Here is a 20,805-nt window from a genome sequence, read left to right on the forward strand (position 1 = left end):
TTTTAAAATTCCCGATGAGGGGAAAAGCTTATTCAGCTGCGCCTTCAGCGGCCTTTGCTGCTGCGGCTTCTTCAGCTGCCTTGGCTTCAGCAGCTTCTGCTGCGGCCTTTTCAGCGGCCAGAGCCTGTGCTGCTGCAACCTTTTCAGCTTCGATACGTGCCTTTTCTTCGGCAGCGGCCTGACGCTCAGCGTCGTTGAGCTTGCGAGCGCGAACGCCGGTGTCTTCAACGATACGAGCGGACTTGCCGCGACGGTCGCGCAGGTAATAGAGCTTCGCGCGGCGAACCTTACCGCGGCGAACGATTTCAACGCCTTCAACCAGCGGCGAGTAAACCGGGAATACGCGCTCTACGCCTTCGCCGTAGGAGATCTTGCGAACGGTGAAGCTTTCGTTGATGCCGCCGCCGGAACGGGCGATGCAAACGCCTTCATAGGCCTGTACGCGGGTACGGTTGCCTTCCGTTACGCGTACGTTGACGCGAACGGTGTCACCTGGGGAAAATTCTGGAAGCGTACGCTTCGCTTCGATCTTGGCAGCCTGTTCGGCTTCCAGCTGTGCGATAATGTTGGTCATATTAACCTCTGAGTTCTTCTGAAACAGCCAGAGCGCTCAACTGTCATCCCTTGAAACCTTGTCTCGGGACCATGCCTTGCGGCAGGAGCGGGTTCACCATTCTTTGCTTGCGGTTAAAGGGGTAAACCCCAGTTCCACGCGGGCCATTACAGCAAGACGGCGCATTTGTCATCCCTCTTGTGACATTATTTTGTCGGTCGCTGCCTGATTGTCGTCCATCCCGTCAACGGATATGGAGGTTTCAGGCGTAGCGCATCGGCGCGAAAATACAAAGAATGAGAGCGTCCGGGTTCGTCCGCAAGAACGCAGGCGCTCTCAAAGACGCGCCGGGAGGGGCCATGTCATTCCTCATCATCCTGCTGCTGCTTGCCAGCGGCTTTCTGTCCGGTGCCGTCAATGCCATCGCCGGCGGCGGCACGTTTCTAACCTTCGGTGCCATGACGATTGCCGGCATCGCACCGATTTCGGCAAATGCCACCTCCTCCATCGTGCAGTTTCCCGGCTATGTCACATCCGTCATCGCCTACTGGCCGGAAATCCGCGTTCACTGGAAAGGCGCGATCTTTCTCGCCATTCTTTCCATTGCCGGATCGACCGCAGGCGCGCTGCTGCTTCTGTCTCTGGATAACCCGGCCTTCCGCCAGCTCGTACCATGGCTGCTGCTCGCTGCTACGCTTCTCTTTGCCGCAGGCCCGTGGCTGCGCCCGCGCACCAGCGCCGAGCGCTCCCCCGGCAATGCCGCAAGCCTCACCGGTCAGTTCTTCACATCCATCTATGGTGGATTCTTCGGTGCGGGCATGGGCATCATGATGCTGGCCGTGCTGGGCCTGACGGCAGGCGGCAGCTACCACCACCTCAATGCGCTAAAAAATCTGCTCGCCGTCGTCATCGCGGCGGTCGCCATCGTTGTTTTCGTCGGCGGTGGTGTCGTGGCGTGGCCTGCCGCGCTCATCATGATCCCGGCCTCGGCCATTGGCGGCTATAGCGGCGTCTATATTGCACGCCGCGTGCCGCAGTGGATCATCCGCGCCTTGGTGATCTCGGTCGGCCTGCTGCTGTCGGTCTATTACTTCGTCTCGACCTGAGTTGGCTTAGCCAGAAGGTCTGGGCGACGCTCTTTCGTCAGCGCCAGCGCCTGCTCATGCCGCCAGGCGTCGATAGCCTTGTGGTTGCCGGAGGTCAGAACAGCGGGAATATCGCGCTCTTCCCAGACCTGCGGGCGGGTATAATGCGGATGCTCCAGCAGCCCACCTTCGAAGCTCTCATGCACGCCCGATAGGTCGTTGCCCATCACACCGGGCAGAATGCGCACCACCGCATCCAGCAGCGTCAGCGCCGCCGGTTCACCACCGGAGAGAATATAGTCGCCGATGCAGACTTCTTCGAGCTCACGCGCATCGATCACCCGCTGGTCCACGCCCTCGAAACGGCCGCAGATGATGATGACGCCGTCACCGGCGGCAATCTCGCGCACCCGCTCCTGGGTCAACGGTCGCCCACGCGGGCTCATCAGGAGGCGCGGACGTGTATCGTCCGTTGAGACAGCATCGATAGCCGCCGCCAGCACATCCGGCTTCAGCACCATGCCCGCACCGCCACCGGCGGGCGTGTCATCCACGCTGCGGTGCTTGTCGGTGGCAAAATCACGGATTTGCACCGGCTCGATCTGCCATTGGCCGCGCTCCAGCGCCTTGCCCGCTAGCGAATGACCAAGATGCCCCGGAAACATGTCCGGGTAGAGCGTCAGCACCGTTGCCTTGAAGCTCATCGGCTTATTTCTTGCTCTTGCCGAAAATCGGATGATCCGGGTCATCCTTGCCGTCTTCGGGATTGTCGATCAGCCCGGCAGCAAAGGGATCGATCAGGATTTTTTTGGCCTCGAGATCGATTTCCAGAACGGCAGCCTCGGAAAAGGGAATGAGCGCCGGGCGTCGGCCCGCACCCTTCAGTTCCAGAAGATCGCCCGCACCGAAATCATGCACGGCAGTGACCGAACCATAGCTCTTGCCATCGGCATCCACTGCCTCCAGCCCTTCCAGATCGGTATAATAGAATTCGTCATCATCCAGATCGTCATCCGGCAGATTGTCGCGGTCAACGAACAGCTCGATACCATTCAGAGCTTCCGCCGCATTGCGGTCGTTAATCCCGCGAAAGCGCACGATGACGACGGTCTTGGCTTCGCGAATCTCGAGAATCTCGAACACGCGCCCGTCGGCGGCAATCAGGTTGCCATAATCGCCCAGCGCCGTCGGATCGTCCGTATAGGAACTGACCCGCACCTCGCCGCGCAGTCCTTGCGCCGCGCCAATCTTGGCCATGAGAATGGGGTTTTCCAGCTTTGCCATCGGTCGTCCGTTTCGGTGTTCGTCTTTTAAAAATCTATGTACGGCATGTTGCGGTCAAAATAAACATAAACGGGTGGCGCGGAAAACCACGCCACCCGTTTCATAACCGTGCAGGCCGGAATTATTCGGCAGCAGATGCTTCTGCGGCAGCAGCAGCGGCGTCGTCAGCCTTCTGCTTCTTCTCGGCAACGCGCTCTACGGCCTTCTTGCCTGGCTTTGCCTTTTCAGGGTTGCTGCGTGCGTCACGGGTTGCGATGCCAGCTTCTGCGAGGAAGCGCAGAACGCGGTCTGTCGGCTGTGCGCCCTTGGCAATCCATTCCTTGACGAGATCAGCGTTGATCTGAATACGATCAGCATTGTCCTTGGCAAGCATTGGGTTCCAGGAACCGACCTTCTCGAGGAAGCGGCCGTCGCGTGGCGAACGGGCGTCAGCAACGACGATCTGGTAGTACGGGCGCTTCTTGGAACCACCGCGTGCGAGACGAATTTTCAGTGCCATTTTTGTTTCTCCTTAAGATGGCTTGTCCGCCGGTCAGGCGGTCTTTTCGGTGCCGTTGTGTTCAGCGGCAATTGCTTCATGATGCCGGATGACTTCCTTGATGATGAAGTTCAGGAACTTCTCAGCAAAATCCGGGTCCAGATTGGCGTCCTTTGCCAGACGGCGCAGGCGTTCGATCTGGTATTCCTCGCGCGCCGGGTCTGCCGGCGGCAATTCGTGGGTTGCTTTCAAAACGCCAACCGCCTTGGTGCGTTGGAACCGTTCTGCCAGCATATGCACCAGCGCCGCATCGATATTGTCGATGGACTGGCGGTATTGCGAAAGTTGGGCCTTTATCTCTGCATCGGTCATGCCAGCTCTCACTTCTTCTTGCCAAAACCGGGCAGGCCGGGAAGACCACCCAGACCCGGAAGCTTCGGTCCGCCCAAACCGGGAAGACCGGGCATTCCGCCCATGCCACCAAGACCGGGAGGCATACCGCCCGGCTTGCCGAGGCCTGCGGCTTCCGCCTGCTTTTGAAGCGCTTCCAGCTGCTTGGGGTCCATATTGGCGAGATCAGGCATGCCGCCCATTCCACCGCCAAGGCCCATCTTGCCCGCAAGACCGCCCATCATCTGTTTCATGATGCCGCCCTTGCCCTTGCCGCCCATGGCTTTCATCATGTCGGCCATGCCGCGATGCATCTTGAGCAGCTTGTTGATTTCGGCAGCATCCGTGCCGGAACCGGCAGCAATGCGCTTTTTGCGGCTGTGTTTCAGCATGTCAGGGTTGGCGCGCTCGGCCTTGGTCATGGACGAGATGATGGCGATCTGGCGGTCGAACATCTTGTCGTTCATACCCGACGCCGCCATCTTGTCCTTCATGCCCGCCATGCCGGGCATCAGACCCATAATGCCGCCCATGCCGCCCATTTTCTTCATCTGGCCAAGCTGGTCGGCCAAATCGTTCAGATCGAACTTGCCGGACTGCAACTTCTTGGCCATCGCTGCGGCTTTTTCCGCATCGATGTTTTCAGCAGCCTTTTCGACCAGCGAAACAATGTCGCCCATGCCCAGAATTCGGTCAGCGATGCGGCGCGGGTGGAACTCGTCCAGCTCACCCATGCGCTCACCGGTACCGATCAGCTTGATCGGCTTGCCGGTCACGGCGCGCATTGAAAGGGCAGCACCGCCACGGCCATCGCCGTCCATACGGGTCAGCACGAGGCCGGTAATGCCGACGCGCTCATCGAAGTTGCGCGCCAGATTGACGGCGTCCTGACCGGTCAAGCTATCTGCGACCAGCAGGATTTCATGCGGCTTGGCGTTCTTCTTGATGTCCGCCATTTCCATCATCAACGGCTCGTCGATGTGGGTACGACCGGCGGTATCGAGGATCACGACATCATGGCCGCCAAGCTTGGCCGCCTGCACGGCGCGCGAAGCAATATCGGTCGGCGATTGTCCGGCAATAATGGGAAGCGTATCGACGCCCGTCTGCACGCCGAGCTGGCGCAACTGCTCCTGCGCTGCCGGACGACGCGTGTCGAGAGATGCCATCAGCACCTTCTTCTTGTCGCGGTCGGTCAGGCGCTTGGCGATCTTGCCTGTCGTGGTCGTCTTACCCGAACCCTGCAGACCCACCATCATGATGACGACGGGGGCAGCCGCGTGCAGATCGATGGCCACACCTTCGGAGCCCAGCATCTCGACCAGCTCGTCATGGACGATCTTGACGACCATCTGGCCGGGCTTGATGGCTTTGAGAACCGAGGCACCGACGGCCTTTTCACGCACCTTGTCGGTGAAGGACCGCACCACTTCCAGCGCAACGTCCGCTTCCAGAAGCGCACGGCGAACCTCGCGCAGGGCAGCCGTCACATCGGCTTCCGAAAGCGCGCCACGGCCGGTCAGTCCATTCAGAATGGAGCCAAGGCGGTCCTGGAGGTTTTCAAACATTGCGTCATCCTTCTTCGTTTCGGGGTCACCGAAACGTCGGTTCTTTTGCTGTCAAAAACAAGACGCCCGGGAAAGGGCATAGCCAAAAAGCACCCGAGGGCGCATCGCGCTGTCGGATGTTTGCCTCCGGGATCATCTATACCTTGCGGGTCCCGGTCGGCGGCTGCGGTCATGAAACTGCCAGCTGATGGGCGCGGATAAACATGAAACCGCCTGCCGAGTCAAGAAAAAGCTCGCATTTGTCAGCGCAAGGCACTCCAACGCGGCCAGTCGAACCTATTTTTTCGAGAGCTTGTCGAGATATTCCTGCTGGTAGCGCTGGATGGCAGCGTTGTATTTGAGCGTGTTGCTCGAATCCTTTTTGGCTTCCATGGCAATCACGCGCACCCAACGGCCCGCCTCCTGGGAATATTCATAGGGCGTCAGATTATGCTCTTCCAGAACGGCGGCGGGATCGATCTTGAGTTGCGTTGCCGCCTGCAAGTGGCCCTGAACCCGCGCATAATCATCGAGCGTTGCCAGCTTGCCTTCGATATCCACCTGTTCGGTCGCAGCAAAACGACCACGATTGGGATCGCCGAATGCTTCACCGAAAACCCGCATGATATCGCCATTCGAACCGGAGGTTTTCAGCGCCTCGGTAAAGGCAACATCGACCGCCTCATAGGAATGCATGTCCAGACCCAGTACGGCGATCACCTCCTGCTTGTCCTGATGATTGGCGATCCGTCCGTTGGCCGAGGCCCATTCCTCGAAGGTCACGCCGTTCACCGGTTCGGGCAATGGTTCGGCCCGCACCGTCGCCGCCAGCATGAGCAGAAGCACAAACGGAAGAGCAAGAAATCTGAGGATCGTCATGGTGGCGTCTCCTGAAATAGGTTTACGAACATGAAAAATCGAAATGGTTGTACGTCGGGAGTTTTACAACAATTTTTCAAAATTCGACAAGCCTTACGCTGCCGGCATTGAATGCGGGGCTTCGCAGACTTACACATGAGGGATGAAAAGACGAAGCCTCTTCAAACTCTCATTCCTCGGCGCGCTTCTGGCAGGCGGCGGTCTTTATGCGCGCCAGTCCAGTGCCAGCGCCTATTATAAAGGCCCGCTCTCCGACCATTTCGATGGCGCGCGCTTCTTCAATCCCGGCGGCGAAGCGCCCAATGGGTTTCTCGATCTCATGAAGTGGCGGTTCGATGGCAACAAGGCCACATGGCCGGACGCCTATCCCAGCCCGTTCCCCTTCGTCAAACCGGATGAGCGCGTGAACGGCAAGGATCTGCGCGTTACCTTTGTCGGCCACGCATCCTTCCTCATCCAGACGGCGGGCCTCAATATCCTCATCGACCCCGTCTGGTCGGAGCGTACCAGTCCCTTCAGCTTCGCCGGTCCCAAGCGCGTCAATCCGCCCGGCATCCAGTTCAAGGATCTGCCGCCCATCGATATCGTGCTGGTCACGCATAATCATTACGACCATCTCGATCTGGAAACGCTGCAACAGCTGCACATCCACCACAAGCCGCATTTCATCACGCCGCTCGGCAATGATGTCGTCATCCGCACCCGCGTCGAGGCGGCAAAAATTTCAACGGGAGACTGGGGCGATGTGCTGGCCGTCGCGCCCGATGTCAAAATCCATTTCGAGCCCTGCCACCATTGGTCGGCGCGCGGCCTGAACGACCGGCGCATGGCGCTCTGGGCCGCCTTCGTCATTGAAACAACCGGTGGCAAGATTTACCACATCGGCGATACCGGCTTTCACAGCGGCCTGAATTATCACGCCGCCGCCAAGAAACACGGCTCTTTCCGCCTCGCCAACCTTCCGTTCGGCGCTTACGAGCCCCGCTGGTTCATGAAGGGCCAGCACCAGAACCCGTCCGAAGCGGTGGAAGGCATGAAAATCTGCAACGCCGCCTATGCCTGCGGCCACCACTGGGGCACGGTCCAGCTTACCGACGAGGCCATCGACGCGCCGATCATTGCGCTCAAGGCAGCGCTGACAGAACACGACGTCTCCCCAGACCGCTTCCGCCCCATGCACCCCAGCGAAGTCTTCAACGTGCCGATGGCATGAATGAAAAAGGGCGCTTCGGCCATGCCAAAAGCGCCCTCACCCGAGACATCGCCCCGGGGCATCATCCCACTGCGCAACAGCGAAATGCTTACTTCTTCTTGGTCGTGCTCTCGCTGGCCTTCACCTGCGACCCAAGCGTCGGAGCCGCCGCAGGCGCCACCTTATCCTTCTTGGGTTTTCTGACTTCTTTATTGCTACGAACCTGACCCTTGGCCATGATCTATACTCCCATTCTGCACCCCCATCTTAGCGGCTATCTGGCCTGCAAAGGCAAGCGGTTTCTGATGGTGGGGTTTGATTGGTTGGCCGGATGCGGTGGGGACGGTTGTGTTTTGTGGGTTTGAGGCTGCGGGAGCTTTGGCTGCGACGTTAGCACGGTACAGCAATATCATTGTGAAGCGGGAAGTCAGTCTAGGCACAACGGCAGCAACCCTCATGCTAAGGCGGGAGCAAAGCGACCCTCGAAGGACGAGGGTTGCGGGCTTGGAGGGCAGAGTGTGCGGCGGATGCTTCGAGGGTCGCTTCGCTCCCACCTCAGCATGAGGGCGGAGGGTGTGGCGGGCCTCCTTTTAAAAGGGCGGTGTGAGCGGTTGGATGCGCAGTACAACGGAGCAACCCTCATCCTGAGGTGCCCCGCAGGGGCCTCGAAGGACGGGGGGTGCGGCCTTAGGGCAGAGTCCGTGGCGGATGCTTCGAGGTTTTGCCCTTCGGTCAAAGCACCTCAGCATGAGGGCGGTGGGTGTGGCGGGCCTCCCTATGAGGGCGCCCGGCAGACTGCAGCCTCTCTGCTCACAGTGCATAAGAGGCAATCTTGCTCCAGCGCTAGCCATCCCCCACCAAACCCAACACCTCACCACGCACTGGTAATTCGCCCTCAATTCCGCCATATAGAGGCAAATGCGCCAGCCGCGCTGCGCAAACACCCCAAACAGGTTCAGGATCATGTCGAATACGGTCGAATTTGCGAAGATGAACGGGCTTGGTAACAAGATCCTTGTTGTCGATATGCGCGGTCGCAAGGATATGGTCACACCGCAGGCGGCGATTGTGCTGAATGCTGATCCCGAGACCGCATTCGATCAGATCATGGCCATTCACGATCCCAAGATCGATGGCACCGATGCCTATATCGATATTCTCAATTGCGATGGCACCAAGGCGCAGGCCTGTGGCAATGGCATGCGCTGCGTGGTGCAGGCGCTGGCTGCCGAGACCGGTAAAAAGGCATTCACCTTTCAGACCGTGGCTGGCATTCTCAATGCCTCCGAGCGTGAAGATGGCATGATTTCCGTCGATATGGGCATGCCGCGCTTCAACTGGAACGACATTCCGCTGGCCGAAGAATTCCACGATACCAGCCGCATCGAGCTTCAGATCGGGCCGATCGACGATCCCGTGCTGCATTCGCCCGCCGTCATGTCGATTGGCAATCCGCATGCAGTGTTCTGGGTGGACCGCGATCCGATGGAATTCGATCTGGAGCGTTTCGGGCCGCTGCTCGAAAGCCATCCGATGTTTCCGGAAAAGGCCAATATCACGCTGGCGCAGGTCATATCAGACACCGCCCTGCGCACTCGCACCTTCGAGCGTGGCGCAGGCCTGACGCTGGCCTGCGGTTCCGCCGCCTGTGCTGCCGCAGTGTCCGCCGCCCGCACGGGTCGCACGGGACGCACCGTCGAGATCGACGTCGCTTCCAGCCCGGTGCGCATTCCCCTCACCATCGAGTGGCGCGAAGACAACCACGTCGTCATGACCGGTCCTGCCGAATGGGAATGGGCTGGCACTGTCGATCCCGTCACCGGCACCTGGACTCGCGATGCGGCGCCGGAACAGGCGGCTTTATGAGCGGCGTCGAGGTCATAACCTTCGGCTGCCGCCTCAATACCTACGAATCGGAAGTGATGCGGGCTGAGGCCGAAAAGGCGGGGCTGAACAATGCCGTGCTGGTCAACACCTGCGCCGTGACAGGCGAAGCGGTGCGCCAGGCGCGTTCGGCCATCCGCCGTGCGCGGCGCGAAAATCCGCATGCCCGCATCATCGTCACTGGCTGTGCCGCGCAAACGGAAAAAGAAACCTTTGCCGAAATGCCAGAAGTCGATGCCGTGTTGGGCAATGAGGAGAAGCTGAACAGCGCCTCCTACCGCGCGCTTCCCGATTTTGGCGTATCGGCGGAAGAAAAGCTGCGCGTCAACGATATCATGAGCGTGCGCGCCACCGCGCCGCAGATGATCAAACATATAGACGGGCATGTGCGCGCCTTCATTCAGGTGCAGAATGGATGCGATCATCGCTGCACCTTCTGCGTCATTCCCTACGGGCGCGGCAATTCCCGCTCTGTGCCGATGGGCGCTGTGGTCGAACAGGCCCGCAAGCTGACGGAAAACGGCTATCGCGAAATCGTGCTGACCGGCGTCGACGCCACCAGCTACGGCGCCGATCTGCCGGGCGAACCCTCGCTGGGCTATCTGGCCAAGACGCTTCTGAAACAGGTGCCCGATATACTGCGTCTGCGGCTCTCCTCCATCGACAGTATCGAGGTCGACCGGCATCTGCTGGACCTCATCGCTGACGAGGCGCGCTTCATGCCGCATCTGCATCTGTCGCTCCAGCACGGCGATGACATGATCCTGAAACGCATGAAGCGCCGCCATCTGCGCGCCGATGCCATCGCCTTCTGTCATCAAGTCAAGGCGCTGCGCCCGGACATGGCGTTCGGTGCGGATATGATCGCCGGTTTTCCGACCGAAACGGAAGAGATGTTCGAAAATGCCGCGACCCTTGCGGAAGAATGCGGCATTTCCAACCTTCACGTCTTCCCCTACAGCCCACGCCCCGGTACGCCAGCGGCGCGCATGCCGCAACTGGACCGTGGGCTGATCAAGCAGCGGGCGGCACGGCTGCGCCAGCGCGGCGAAGCTTTGCGGGATGCGCATCTCACCGGCATGGTTGGCACCACGCAGACCGTGCTGGTCGAGAATAACGGCTTTGCCCACACCGACAATTTCACCCTCGTTGCCACACCCGATCTTGAAGCCCGCACACTTGCGCAGGTACTGATTACCGGTCACAACGGAAAGCATCTGAATATGCAATGTCTGGCGGCGCAAGCTGCTTGACGTCAAGGATACGGAACAGTCATGGCCCTCGGCTTCATCAAAAAAGTGTTTTCGTTCGGCAAAGACAAGGCTGAGACGGACAAGCCGGACGCTGACGATACCCATCGCACCGGCATCGACCATCCTTCCACCTTCGAAGAGGTCCTGACCGAGGCCGAAGCGCATGCGCCTGTCGCTGACGATCCTGTCTCCGATATCGAGATGGAAACCGCAGGCGGGCCTTCCCCGGATGACGTCGTCAACGATGCCGCCGCAGCGGACGAAGACGCCCCGCTTCTGCCGGGTTCCGAGCAGGTCGGCGATATCGGCATGGTGCCGCTTTCGCTCCTGCAAGCCGAAGCCGAAGCGCAGGACGATCGCACCGCCTCAGAGCAGGAGCAGGTCGCTCCCGACGCGCCGCTCGATGATGCCGCCATGGACAAATTGCTGGAAGAGGCGGAGGAAGCGACCGGCCCGGAGCTTGCTGATGTGACCCATTCCCCAACCGTGCTTCCCAAGGGATTTGCCTCCGCAAGCGACCGGGTCGAGCCCGTCCAGGCGCTGCCGGAGCCGAAACTCACATGGTTCCAGCGTCTGCGCGCCGGGCTTTCGCGCACCTCATCGCAGCTGACCAGCCAGATTTCCGCCCTCTTCACCAAGCGCAAGCTGGATGAAGACACGCTGGATGAGCTGGAAGACCTGCTGATCCAGTCCGATCTTGGGCTGGAAACCGCCATGCGCATCACCGGAGCGCTGTCATCCGAACGTTATGGCAAGGATGTGAGCGGCGAAGATGTGGCGCGTATCATGGCGGGCGAGATCACCAAGGTGCTGGCCCCGGTCGCCAAGCCGCTGGAGCTTGATCTGTCGCACAAGCCGCATGTCATCCTCGTCGTCGGCGTCAATGGCACGGGCAAGACCACGACCATCGGCAAGCTGGCAGCAAAACTGTCCGGCTCCGGTCTCAAGGTCATGCTGGCGGCGGGCGATACGTTCCGCGCGGCCGCCATTGAGCAGCTGAAGATTTGGGCGGATCGCACCGGTTCGGAATTCATCGGCACCAAGCTCGGCGCCGATGCGGCAGGCCTTGCCTATGATGCTTACGAGCAGGCGTTGGCCAAAAAGAGCGATGTTCTCATCATCGACACCGCTGGCCGCTTGCAGAACAAGACCGAATTGATGGCAGAGCTGGAAAAGATCGTGCGCGTGCTGGGCAAGCTCGATCCGGATGCGCCGCACACCGTGTTGCAGACGCTGGATGCGACCACCGGCCAGAACGCGATGAACCAGGTGGAAATTTTCCGCAACATCGCGGGCGTTTCCGGCCTGATTATGACAAAATTGGATGGCACGGCGCGCGGCGGTATCCTCGTTGCCATTGCTGCGAAACATAAGCTGCCGGTGTATTTCATCGGCGTCGGTGAAGGCGTGGACGATCTGGAGCCCTTTGAGGCGGAAGATTTCGCCAAAGCGATTGCGGGAGTATGAGTATGGACGTGGAAAGCAATCAGCGCGAAAGCGAAAAAATGGTGCGGGAAATCAGCCCGCTGTTGAAGTTCGCGCTCGAGCTTGGACCGCTGCTGATTTTCTTCTTCGCCAATTCCAAAGGCGAGTGGCTGGCAACGACTTTCCCGGTTCTGACAGAGTTCGGCGGGCCGATCTTCATTGCAACCGGCCTGTTCATGATCGCGACGATCGTTGCGCTGACCGTCTCTTGGATATTGACGCGCACCCTGCCGATGATGCCGCTGATCTCAGGCATCGTCGTGCTCGTCTTCGGGGCGCTGACGCTCTATCTGCAGAACGATACCTTCATCAAGATGAAACCGACTATCGTCAACACCCTGTTCGGCGTGATCCTGCTGGGTGGCCTGCTGTTCGGTCAATCGCTTCTTGGCTACGTCTTCAACTCTGCCTTCAAGCTGAATGAAGAAGGCTGGCGCAAGTTGACCTTCCGCTGGGGCTTTTTCTTCCTGTTTCTGGCCGTCCTTAACGAAGTCGTCTGGCGCGGATTTTCCACCGATACCTGGGTCGCGTTCAAGGTCTGGGGCACCATGCCCATTACCATCATCTTCACAATGGCGCAGATGCCGCTCATCATGCGCCACTCCACCGAACCGCTGACGAAAGACAAGAAATGACAGTTGCGGACATGTCTGCGTCGCGTTCGACGTCCTACAAATGGTTCGGTGTCGCCGCAGCTCTGCTCGTCGCGCAGATTGTCATTCTGTATTTCATGGGCCGTGTTCCAATCTGCGAATGCGGTTACGTCAAGCTGTTCGAGCCGGGCGTGAATACGCCCGGAAATTCGCAGCATCTGGCTGACTGGTACACGCCGTCCCACATCATCCACGGATTCCTGTTTTACGGCTTTGCGTGGTTGCTGTTTCGCAAGCAGAACATCGGGATGCGGTTGTCCTTCGCCGTTCTCATCGAGGCAGCCTGGGAGCTGCTCGAAAACTCGCCCATCATCATCGACCGCTACCGCACCGCCACCATGGCGCTCGGCTATACCGGCGACAGCATTTTGAACTCGGCCATGGACACGGTGTTCATGGTGGTCGGCTTTTTCTTCGCCGCCCGTATGCCGATCTGGCTGACCATTGTCGTCGCGATCTTTTTCGAGATTTTCACCGGCTGGCTGATCCGCGATAATCTGACCTTAAACGTGTTGATGCTGGTCGCGCCCATCGATGCTATCAAGGAATGGCAGAATGCGCTGCCTGCCTCCTGAACCATTGTATGAAATCTAATTATAAGCGGATACTTTTTTAACGAAGCCTCATTAGAGGTTGTGCTTTATTGTTTTGCATAAGGGTCGATATCTTGCAGGATAATTTTGCCTATCTGCTGCCCTTTATCATGCTGACCTTCGGGCTGATCTTTATCAGCCTGCAAACAATTGGCTTCCGCTCCGGCCGTTACTGGGGCATCGGCTACATCTGCGCGGCCAGCGGCTTTGCCATTCCCATGGTGTTGCAGGACAATTTCGCGCTGACGCAGGCCGTCCTTTCGAACATCGTGTTTTTCGCAGCCTTTTTTTGTTACGGCCACGCCTTGCTGCTGCATTTCAACGCAAAACCGCATGTGTGGCCGCGCGTAGCGCTGGCCGTCTTTGCGTTTCTGGGCGTCTGTTTCTTCATTTTCGTGCAGCCTGATCTGCGCCTCGGCCTTGCCCTCAGCGACACCATGTGCGCCGCCCTGATGGCGCCATCCATCTGGCTGGTGCGCAAGAAATTGCGGCACGGCATGGACAGGCTGCTGCTGGCCGCCGTTTCCGCCGTTGTGCTGGAAACCATGACGCGTGTCGTCGTGCTGCTGTCGATGACCAGCAGCAACTCCCTGCAAAGCGTCGATGACTATCTGACATCAGACTATGCCTATCTCATGCAGTTTGCCGCCAGCATTTTCGGCTTTCTGCTGGCGCTTGCGGTGCTGGCCAGTGCGGCGGCGCATATTCTGGCGCAGCATCGCTTTGCGGCGGATCACGATCCACTCACGGGGCTGCTCAACCGGCGCGGCTTCGATCTTGCTGCCCCTGACTTCCGCGCCTCGGAACCGCCTTCAGGCGTCGTGCTGATGGGCGATATCGACCATTTCAAGCAGGTCAATGACGACTTCGGCCACGCGACCGGCGATCTCGTCATCATCGCGGTGGCAGAGCTATTGCAGGAAAGACTGCCTGACAATGCCCAAATAGCGCGCTTCGGCGGTGAGGAATTCGTCGTCTTTATTCCCGACCTCAAAGCCTCGGAAGCGGCGGTTCTGGCCAACATGGTGCGCTGTGCCTTTGCCGCACGCGATTGGAGCGAGATCGGCATGAACCGGCAGATCACCACCAGCTTCGGCATCTCCTCCGTGGCGCGGGGCGATCACTCCATTCATGATGCGATTGGCCGCGCTGATGGTTTTCTCTACCGCGCCAAGCAGGCGGGCCGAAACCAGGTGGTGCAGGAGGGCATGCATGTTCAGACGACAAAGGCAGCGCCCACACTCAAGGCCGTGCCTAAATCCTGATTTGCGCGTTGGAGTCCGCTTTCAGTCTCCGGCGATCGCTCTTTCGATGGCTGGAATGATGTCCCGCTCATAGGTCGCGGCATCGATAGGGCCGACCTTTTTATAGACGATGATGCCGTTTCTATCCACGAGATAGGTCTCTGGAATACCATAGACACCCCAGTCGATGGCCGCCTTGCCATTCGGGTCGATGCCGATTGCATCATAGGGATTGCCGAGTTCGCCGAGGAAACGCAGGGCGTTGTCCGACTTGTCCTTGTAATTGATGCCAACGACGTTCAGCCGCTCGTCTTTCGACATTTCCGTCAGCATCGGATGTTCCTGCCGGCATGGCACACACCATGAGGCAAAGACATTGACCAGGGTCACCTTGTCCTTGATGGCCGCATCGGTCAGCGCGGGAAGGCCAGAGCCCTCCAGCGGCGGCAATGCCAGTGATGGCGCCTTGGTGTTGATCAGGGCAGAGGGAATGGCGCTGACGTCAAGCCCGTTGACGTCCTGCTCATACAGCATCTTGGCGGCGATGGCGGCAAAGGCTGCGAAGGCGAGCAAGGGCAAAAGGGCAAGCAGCACACGCGCCTTTTTACCCGAGGAAGCGGGAACGATCTGGCTATCCTTGGTCATGCGGATGCTCCGTCTGACGGGGCCGCGCGCGCCCGGCGGCGAACGCCGGAGGCTTCAAGCTGCGCCATTTCCTTGCGGCGCGCACGCCCATCCAGCCAGACCCAGGCGATGAGAACGACAACGATCAGGCCGGTCAGTCCGTAGGACATTCCGATATAAAAAGCGTGGCTCATGACTTGGCACTCTCCCGGCCTGCCATGCGGGCAGCCAGACGGCGTTGGGCCGCAATGCGTCTGCGCCAGATTTCATTGCGCATGGCGGCGATGTGAAGGGTGAAGAACAAAAGCGTAAAGCCGAGCGCCATGATGAGCAGCGGCCAGAGAAACTCCGATGCAATGGCCGGGCCATTCATGCGAATGACACTGGCAGGCTGATGCAGCGTGTTCCACCACTCGACCGAGAACTTGATGATGGGGATATTGACGAAGCCGACAAGGATCAGCACTGCGCTGACGCGGGCAGCCTTGGAAGGATCATCCATGGCCTTGTTGAAGGCGATCAGGCCCAGATACATCAGAAACAGAATGAAGACGGAAGTGAGCCGCGCATCCCAAACCCACCATGTGCCCCACATAGGCTTACCCCAGAGAGAGCCAGTGACGAGCGCAATCAGCGTGAAGGCGGCACCGATGGGAGCGGCGGAACGGTGAGCGACATCCGCCAGAGGATGACGCCAAACCAGCGTGCCGATGGCGGATGCGGCCATGACCGTATAACACATCATCGACAGCCAGGCGGCGGGCACATGAACATACATGATGCGCACCGTGTTGCCCTGCTGATAATCGCTATCCGTCGTAAAGGCCAGATAGAGACCGACGGCAAGACAGAGCGCCGAAAGCCCCGCCAGCCAGGGCAAAATGCGAGAGGCCAGTGCCAGAAACCGCGTCGGGTTGGCAAGATCGCTGAATTTGGTAATGGCGAGGCTCGTGTCGTTCATGGCGTCTTTCTACAGCGAGAGCGTGATGGCCGCAATTGATCCTTATCAATCCATCGAACTGCGCAATGCCAAAGCGGCAAAGAACGGACCGACGACCGATGAAAAAAGCGTGATGGCGATCAAAATTAGGAAGGGCGGCATGAAGGGTGCCGGGTCCTGCACGGCGGCGTAGGAGGCGCTGACACCGAAGATCAGCACCGGAATGCAGATTGGGAGAACGAGGATCGACACCAGCAAGCCGCCACGTGGCAAGGCGACGGCCACAGCCGCACCGACCGCGCCGATGAAGGTGAGTGCTGGTGAGCCGACCAGAAGGGTCAGCATGACAGCGCCGATGGCGACCTCGCTCATGTTCATGAACAGACCCAGCAGTGGCGATGCGATGACCAGCGGCAGGCTGGTGGCGGTCCAGTGTGCGAGACATTTGACCAGCACCGTCAGCACCAACGGGTTTTCCTGCATGAGGATGAGATCGAGCGAGCCGTCGTCGCGTTCGGCCTGAAACAGGCGGTCGAGGCCGAGGAGAGCGGCGAGAAGAGCGCCAATCCAGACAATGGCGGGGCCGATGCGCGACAGGAGATTGAGATCAGGGCCGACACCGAAGGGGATGACGGCGACGACGGTCATGAAGAAGAGAACTCCGATGAGCGCGCCGCCGCCTGCGCGGATGGAGAGTTTGAGGTCGCGGAGGAAGAGGGCGGTCATGGGGTGGTGCTCCCAGCGTAGGTCAAATCGCACCGCGTGGATGATGGATAGGTTCGATGGGTGCCGCTACCCCCCTCTGTCCTGCCGGACATCTCCCCCTCAAGGGGGGAGATCGACTCGTGGCGAAGTGTCGGCCAACTCATGTGTCGAGGCAGAAGCGAGGTCAGCGCGTCTTGCCGATCTCCCCACCTGAGGGGGAGATGCCCGGCAGGGCAGAGGGGGGTAGCGGCATACTCGGCGATCACCACGCTATCTCCACCCCGGCAAACCCCGTCATCCGCAGCTCCTGCGCACCATCAAACCCAAGCGGCTGATGCGTCGCAGCCAAGACAATACCGCCCCGCGCCAAATGCGCCTCCACCAACCCCGTAAACATCACATCCGCACTGGCATCCAGCGCCGCCGTCGGTTCGTCCAATATCCAGATCGGCCGCCACGCCACCAGAAGTTTCGCCATCGCGAATCGGCGTTGCTGGCCTGCCGAGAGATAGCCGAAAGGTAGATGGGTTATGCCGGACAGGCCTACAATTTCCGCCGCTTCCTCAACACCCAGTGACGTGCCGCCATTGAAATCGCCCAGAAAACGCTCCCAGAAACCAAGATTTTCGTGAACCGTGAGCTCCTGTTTCATCGCATTTTTGTGGCCGAGATAATGGCTAGCTTCGCTGGCAAGCGCGCCAGTTTCAATCCCTTCGCCGGCTATCTTTATGCTGCCTGTCTCCGGTCGCAAAAGTCCTGCGAGAACCCGCAAAAGCGTGGACTTTCCTGACCCGTTCGGCCCCGTCAGCACAAGCGCCTGCCCGCTCGTTAACTTGAAGGAAACATTCATGAATATCAAATCTTCCCCACGGCGGGCGGAAAGATTTTCTGCTGTCAGCAGCATGGGTCCATCTCGTTTAAGATTTTAATCATCTCGATGACAAAAAAATCGATTTAGGTCTTTTTCCGGTCTGGCACGTTTCGATGAAATTATCTATATGACTTTCAACCACGCCAGCGGTCGGCGTGATCATCATATAGCGCCGGACCTGAAGGGTGTGAAAACATCCCTCTCGTGCGGACAGCGGAAATGACCGTACCCGCATCCTGATGTGCACACTTTGCACAGGGGTCCGCACGCGCGTGTTGGCTATCAGAGGAAGCGGGGTTTCTATCCGTGGCTAAATCTCTCGACAGTTTCAATTGTCGCTCCGTTCTTACCGTTGACGGTAAGGACTATGTTTATTTCAGCCTGCCGAAGGCGGAAGCGAACGGCCTGACAGGCGTTTCCAAGCTCCCCTATTCGATGAAGGTTCTGCTTGAGAACCTGCTGCGCTTTGAAGACGGGCAGACCGTTACCAAGGAGCACATCACGGCTGTTGCCGACTGGCTGAACAACAAGGGCCGCGTCGAAAACGAAATCGCCTACCGCCCTGCCCGCGTTCTGATGCAGGACTTCACCGGAGTTCCAGCCGTAGTCGACCTTGCCGCCATGCGCGATGCGATGGTGGCTCTGGGTGGCGATCCTGAAAAGATCAACCCGCTGGTTCCCGTCGATCTGGTCATCGACCACTCTGTTATCGTTGACGAATTCGGCACGCCGAACGCCTTTGCCCGCAACGTTGAGCTGGAATATGAGCGCAACGGCGAGCGTTACCGCTTCCTGAAGTGGGGCCAGCAGGCGTTCAAGAACTTCCGCGTCGTTCCGCCCGGCACCGGCATCTGTCACCAGGTGAACCTCGAATATCTTGGCCAGACCGTCTGGACCAAGGAAGAAGACGGCGAGACCATCGCTTACCCCGACACCTGCGTCGGCACCGACAGCCACACGACCATGATCAATGGTCTGGGCGTTCTGGGCTGGGGCGTTGGCGGTATCGAAGCCGAGGCGGCCATGCTTGGCCAGCCGGTGTCCATGCTTCTGCCTGAAGTCATCGGCTTCAAGCTGACGGGCAAGGTCAAGGAAGGCGTCACCGCCACCGACCTCGTGCTGACCGTCGTTCAGATGCTGCGCAAGAAGGGCGTTGTTTCCAAGTTCGTCGAATTCTTCGGCCCCGGCCTTGATTCGATGACACTGGCCGACCGTGCCACCATCGGTAACATGGGCCCGGAATATGGCGCGACCTGCGGATTCTTCCCGGTTGACGGCGAAACCATCAACTACCTCACCATGTCTGGCCGCACTAAGGACCGCATCGCACTTGTCGAAGCCTATTCGAAGGCGCAGGACATGTGGCGTACCGGCGACGGCTCCGAACTCGTCTTCACCGACACTCTGGAACTCGACCTCGGCGACGTCGTGCCATCCATGGCCGGTCCAAAGCGTCCTGAAGGCCGCATCTCGCTGGAAGGCATTGCCTCCGGCTTTGCGACAGCACTGGAAGCCGACTACAAGAAGCCCGGCCAGCTCGACAACCGCTACCCTGTCGAAGGCACGGATTTCGATCTCGGTCATGGCGACGTCGCCATTGCTGCGATCACATCCTGCACCAATACGTCCAACCCATCCGTTCTGATTGCTGCCGGACTTCTGGCCCGCAACGCGGTTGCCAAGGGTCTGACATCCAAGCCCTGGGTCAAGACGTCGCTGGCACCGGGATCTCAGGTCGTCGGCGAATATCTCGAAAAGTCCGGTCTTCAGAAAGATCTGGATGCCATCGGCTTCAACCTCGTAGGCTTCGGCTGCACGACCTGCATCGGTAACTCCGGCCCGCTGCCTGCGCCGATCTCCAAAACCATCAACGACAAAGGTCTGATCACCGCTGGCGTTCTCTCCGGCAACCGTAACTTCGAAGGCCGTATCTCGCCGGACGTTCAGGCAAACTACCTCGCTTCCCCGCCGCTCGTCGTTGCTTACGCGCTGGCTGGTACGGTTCAGAAGGACCTGACGACAGAACCGCTCGGCATGGGTTCCGATGGACAGCCTGTATTCCTCAAGGATATCTGGCCGACATCTGCCGAAATTCAGGAATTCATCCTGAAATACGTCACGCGCGAACTCTACGAGTCGAAGTACGCAGACGTGTTCAAGGGCGATGAAAACTGGCAGGCCGTTCAGGTTCCTCCGGGCCAGACCTATGCCTGGGACGACAAGTCGACCTATGTGCAGAACCCGCCTTACTTCGTGGGCATGGGCAAGACCGGCACGGGCCTCAAGAACATCAAGGGCGCACGCGTTCTCGGTCTCTTCGGCGACAAGATCACCACCGACCATATTTCTCCGGCCGGTTCGATCAAGGCTGCTTCTCCTGCCGGTGCATACCTCACCGACAATGGCGTAGGCGTTGCCGACTTCAACCAGTACGGCACACGCCGTGGCAACCACGAAGTGATGATGCGCGGCACGTTTGCCAACATCCGTATTCGCAACCACATGCTTGGGCCAAACGGCAAGGAAGGTGGCTACACCATCCACTATCCGTCCAAGGAAGAGATGTCGATTTACGATGCGGCCATGCAGTACAAGGCCGAGGGCGTTCCGCTCGTCATTTTCGCAGGCGTGGAATACGGCAACGGCTCTTCGCGTGACTGGGCTGCCAAGGGCACCAACCTGCTCGGCGTCAAGGCCGTGATCGCGCAGTCCTTCGAGCGTATCCACCGTTCCAACCTCGTCGGAATGGGCGTTGTGCCGTTTGTCTTCGAAGAAGGCACGACATGGGCAAGCCTCAACCTCAAGGGCGATGAAACGGTCGAGATCGATGGTCTCGAAGGCGACATCAAGCCACGCGAGAAGAAGATCGCCAAGATCACCTATGGCGACGGCACCGTGAAGGAGATTCCAATCCTTTGCCGCATCGATACGCTGGATGAAGTGATCTATATGAACAATGGTGGCATTCTGCAGACCGTTCTTCGCGATCTGGCTGCGTAAGCCTTCGATCATCGGGACAGAAAAACGCCGGGAGCAATCCCGGCGTTTTTGCGTAAGATGACGGGAGTGAAATGGCGGGCAGGCTTCGTGATCGGCACTCACCCCATCGTGACTTTCTATTGAAGGGATTTCGGCGCTATTTTCG

Annotated in this window: 22 protein-coding genes; 9 read left to right on the plus strand and 13 right to left on the minus strand. The window is 59.2% G+C overall.

Annotation, left to right across the window (positions count from 1 at the left end; translation table 11 throughout):
- Positions 1 to 28 precede the first annotated feature (28 nt).
- Complete coding sequence (rplS, locus tag AC27VJ_RS17700) at positions 29 to 574, minus strand: 50S ribosomal protein L19 (protein WP_113087456.1); 546 nt, start codon at positions 572 to 574, stop codon at positions 29 to 31.
- 338 nt (positions 575 to 912) lie between these two features.
- Between rplS and AC27VJ_RS17705 the strand changes: the two genes are divergently transcribed.
- On the plus strand, positions 913 to 1,659 hold the full coding sequence (locus AC27VJ_RS17705; protein WP_488685127.1) for a sulfite exporter TauE/SafE family protein: 747 nt from the start codon (positions 913 to 915) through the stop codon (positions 1,657 to 1,659).
- Here the strand turns inward: AC27VJ_RS17705 and trmD are convergent.
- The 6 genes from trmD to AC27VJ_RS17735 all read right to left on the minus strand — a co-directional run bounded on the left by trmD (position 1,641) and on the right by AC27VJ_RS17735 (position 6,216).
- Positions 1,641 to 2,342 carry a tRNA (guanosine(37)-N1)-methyltransferase TrmD gene (gene trmD, locus AC27VJ_RS17710; RefSeq protein WP_488685128.1) on the minus strand — a complete coding sequence of 234 codons (702 nt, stop codon included), beginning with the start codon at positions 2,340 to 2,342 and terminating at the stop codon, positions 1,641 to 1,643. The genes AC27VJ_RS17705 and trmD overlap by 19 nt on opposite strands.
- A 4-nt stretch (positions 2,343 to 2,346) precedes the next feature.
- The gene (gene rimM, locus AC27VJ_RS17715) at positions 2,347 to 2,922 is read right to left on the minus strand and encodes a ribosome maturation factor RimM (protein ID WP_488685129.1); all 576 of its coding nucleotides are present in this window, start codon (positions 2,920 to 2,922) and stop codon (positions 2,347 to 2,349) included.
- 121 nt (positions 2,923 to 3,043) lie between these two features.
- A complete protein-coding gene (gene rpsP / locus AC27VJ_RS17720; RefSeq protein ID WP_488685130.1) occupies positions 3,044 to 3,421 on the minus strand; it encodes a 30S ribosomal protein S16 in 378 nt (125 codons plus the stop codon).
- 33 nt (positions 3,422 to 3,454) lie between these two features.
- Positions 3,455 to 3,772, minus strand: a complete 318-nt coding sequence (locus AC27VJ_RS17725; RefSeq protein WP_488685131.1) for a chorismate mutase — start codon at positions 3,770 to 3,772, stop codon at positions 3,455 to 3,457.
- Between the two features lie 8 nt (positions 3,773 to 3,780).
- Complete coding sequence (gene ffh, locus AC27VJ_RS17730; RefSeq protein WP_488685132.1) at positions 3,781 to 5,358, minus strand: signal recognition particle protein; 1,578 nt, start codon at positions 5,356 to 5,358, stop codon at positions 3,781 to 3,783.
- 276 nt (positions 5,359 to 5,634) lie between these two features.
- Positions 5,635 to 6,216 carry a hypothetical protein gene (locus tag AC27VJ_RS17735; RefSeq protein ID WP_488685133.1) on the minus strand — a complete coding sequence of 194 codons (582 nt, stop codon included), beginning with the start codon at positions 6,214 to 6,216 and terminating at the stop codon, positions 5,635 to 5,637.
- Positions 6,217 to 6,358: 142 nt separating this feature from the next.
- Here AC27VJ_RS17735 and AC27VJ_RS17740 point away from each other — a divergent pair, with 142 nt between their 5' ends.
- Positions 6,359 to 7,429 carry an MBL fold metallo-hydrolase gene (locus AC27VJ_RS17740; protein WP_488685134.1) on the plus strand — a complete coding sequence of 357 codons (1,071 nt, stop codon included), beginning with the start codon at positions 6,359 to 6,361 and terminating at the stop codon, positions 7,427 to 7,429.
- 88 nt (positions 7,430 to 7,517) lie between these two features.
- Here the strand turns inward: AC27VJ_RS17740 and AC27VJ_RS17745 are convergent, their stop codons facing one another.
- Positions 7,518 to 7,646 carry a hypothetical protein gene (locus AC27VJ_RS17745; protein ID WP_353579055.1) on the minus strand — a complete coding sequence of 43 codons (129 nt, stop codon included), beginning with the start codon at positions 7,644 to 7,646 and terminating at the stop codon, positions 7,518 to 7,520.
- A 725-nt stretch (positions 7,647 to 8,371) separates the two neighbouring features.
- Here AC27VJ_RS17745 and dapF point away from each other — a divergent pair.
- The 6 genes from dapF to AC27VJ_RS17775 all read left to right on the plus strand — a co-directional run bounded on the left by dapF (position 8,372) and on the right by AC27VJ_RS17775 (position 14,541).
- A complete protein-coding gene (gene dapF / locus AC27VJ_RS17750) occupies positions 8,372 to 9,274 on the plus strand; it encodes a diaminopimelate epimerase (RefSeq protein WP_488685135.1) in 903 nt (300 codons plus the stop codon).
- On the plus strand, positions 9,271 to 10,545 hold the full coding sequence (gene mtaB, locus AC27VJ_RS17755; RefSeq protein ID WP_488685136.1) for a tRNA (N(6)-L-threonylcarbamoyladenosine(37)-C(2))-methylthiotransferase MtaB: 1,275 nt from the start codon (positions 9,271 to 9,273) through the stop codon (positions 10,543 to 10,545). Before dapF ends, mtaB begins: the two co-directional genes overlap by 4 nt.
- Positions 10,546 to 10,566: 21 nt before the next feature.
- A complete protein-coding gene (gene ftsY / locus AC27VJ_RS17760; RefSeq protein ID WP_488685137.1) occupies positions 10,567 to 12,012 on the plus strand; it encodes a signal recognition particle-docking protein FtsY in 1,446 nt (481 codons plus the stop codon).
- A gap of 2 nt (positions 12,013 to 12,014) precedes the next feature.
- Entirely contained in the window at positions 12,015 to 12,665 is a 651-nt protein-coding gene (locus tag AC27VJ_RS17765; RefSeq protein ID WP_353579059.1) for a septation protein A, read from the plus strand.
- A complete protein-coding gene (locus tag AC27VJ_RS17770) occupies positions 12,662 to 13,258 on the plus strand; it encodes a DUF2585 domain-containing protein (RefSeq protein ID WP_488685138.1) in 597 nt (198 codons plus the stop codon). Before AC27VJ_RS17765 ends, AC27VJ_RS17770 begins: the two co-directional genes overlap by 4 nt.
- 92 nt (positions 13,259 to 13,350) lie before the next feature.
- Positions 13,351 to 14,541, plus strand: coding sequence for a GGDEF domain-containing protein (locus AC27VJ_RS17775; RefSeq protein WP_488685139.1), 1,191 nt, complete (start codon positions 13,351 to 13,353; stop codon positions 14,539 to 14,541).
- 21 nt (positions 14,542 to 14,562) lie between these two features.
- On the opposite strand, the gene AC27VJ_RS17780 is transcribed toward AC27VJ_RS17775, so the two are convergent.
- From AC27VJ_RS17780 to ccmA, 5 genes are all read right to left on the minus strand, one after another.
- A complete protein-coding gene (locus tag AC27VJ_RS17780) occupies positions 14,563 to 15,165 on the minus strand; it encodes a DsbE family thiol:disulfide interchange protein (protein ID WP_488685140.1) in 603 nt (200 codons plus the stop codon).
- Positions 15,162 to 15,338 (minus strand): heme exporter protein CcmD, encoded by a 177-nt coding sequence (ccmD, locus tag AC27VJ_RS17785; RefSeq protein WP_488685141.1) that lies wholly within the window; start codon positions 15,336 to 15,338, stop codon positions 15,162 to 15,164. Before ccmD ends, AC27VJ_RS17780 begins: the two co-directional genes overlap by 4 nt.
- Positions 15,335 to 16,105, minus strand: a complete 771-nt coding sequence (locus tag AC27VJ_RS17790) for a heme ABC transporter permease (protein WP_488685142.1) — start codon at positions 16,103 to 16,105, stop codon at positions 15,335 to 15,337. Before AC27VJ_RS17790 ends, ccmD begins: the two co-directional genes overlap by 4 nt.
- 45 nt (positions 16,106 to 16,150) lie before the next feature.
- Complete coding sequence (gene ccmB, locus AC27VJ_RS17795) at positions 16,151 to 16,810, minus strand: heme exporter protein CcmB (protein WP_488685143.1); 660 nt, start codon at positions 16,808 to 16,810, stop codon at positions 16,151 to 16,153.
- Between the two features lie 241 nt (positions 16,811 to 17,051).
- On the minus strand, positions 17,052 to 17,693 hold the full coding sequence (gene ccmA, locus AC27VJ_RS17800) for a heme ABC exporter ATP-binding protein CcmA (protein WP_488685144.1): 642 nt from the start codon (positions 17,691 to 17,693) through the stop codon (positions 17,052 to 17,054).
- 273 nt (positions 17,694 to 17,966) lie between these two features.
- Here ccmA and acnA point away from each other — a divergent pair, with 273 nt between their 5' ends.
- Entirely contained in the window at positions 17,967 to 20,660 is a 2,694-nt protein-coding gene (gene acnA / locus AC27VJ_RS17805; protein ID WP_488685145.1) for an aconitate hydratase AcnA, read from the plus strand.
- Positions 20,661 to 20,805 lie beyond the last annotated feature (145 nt).

The organism is Agrobacterium sp. 20P9.1.2, from assembly GCF_057799395.1.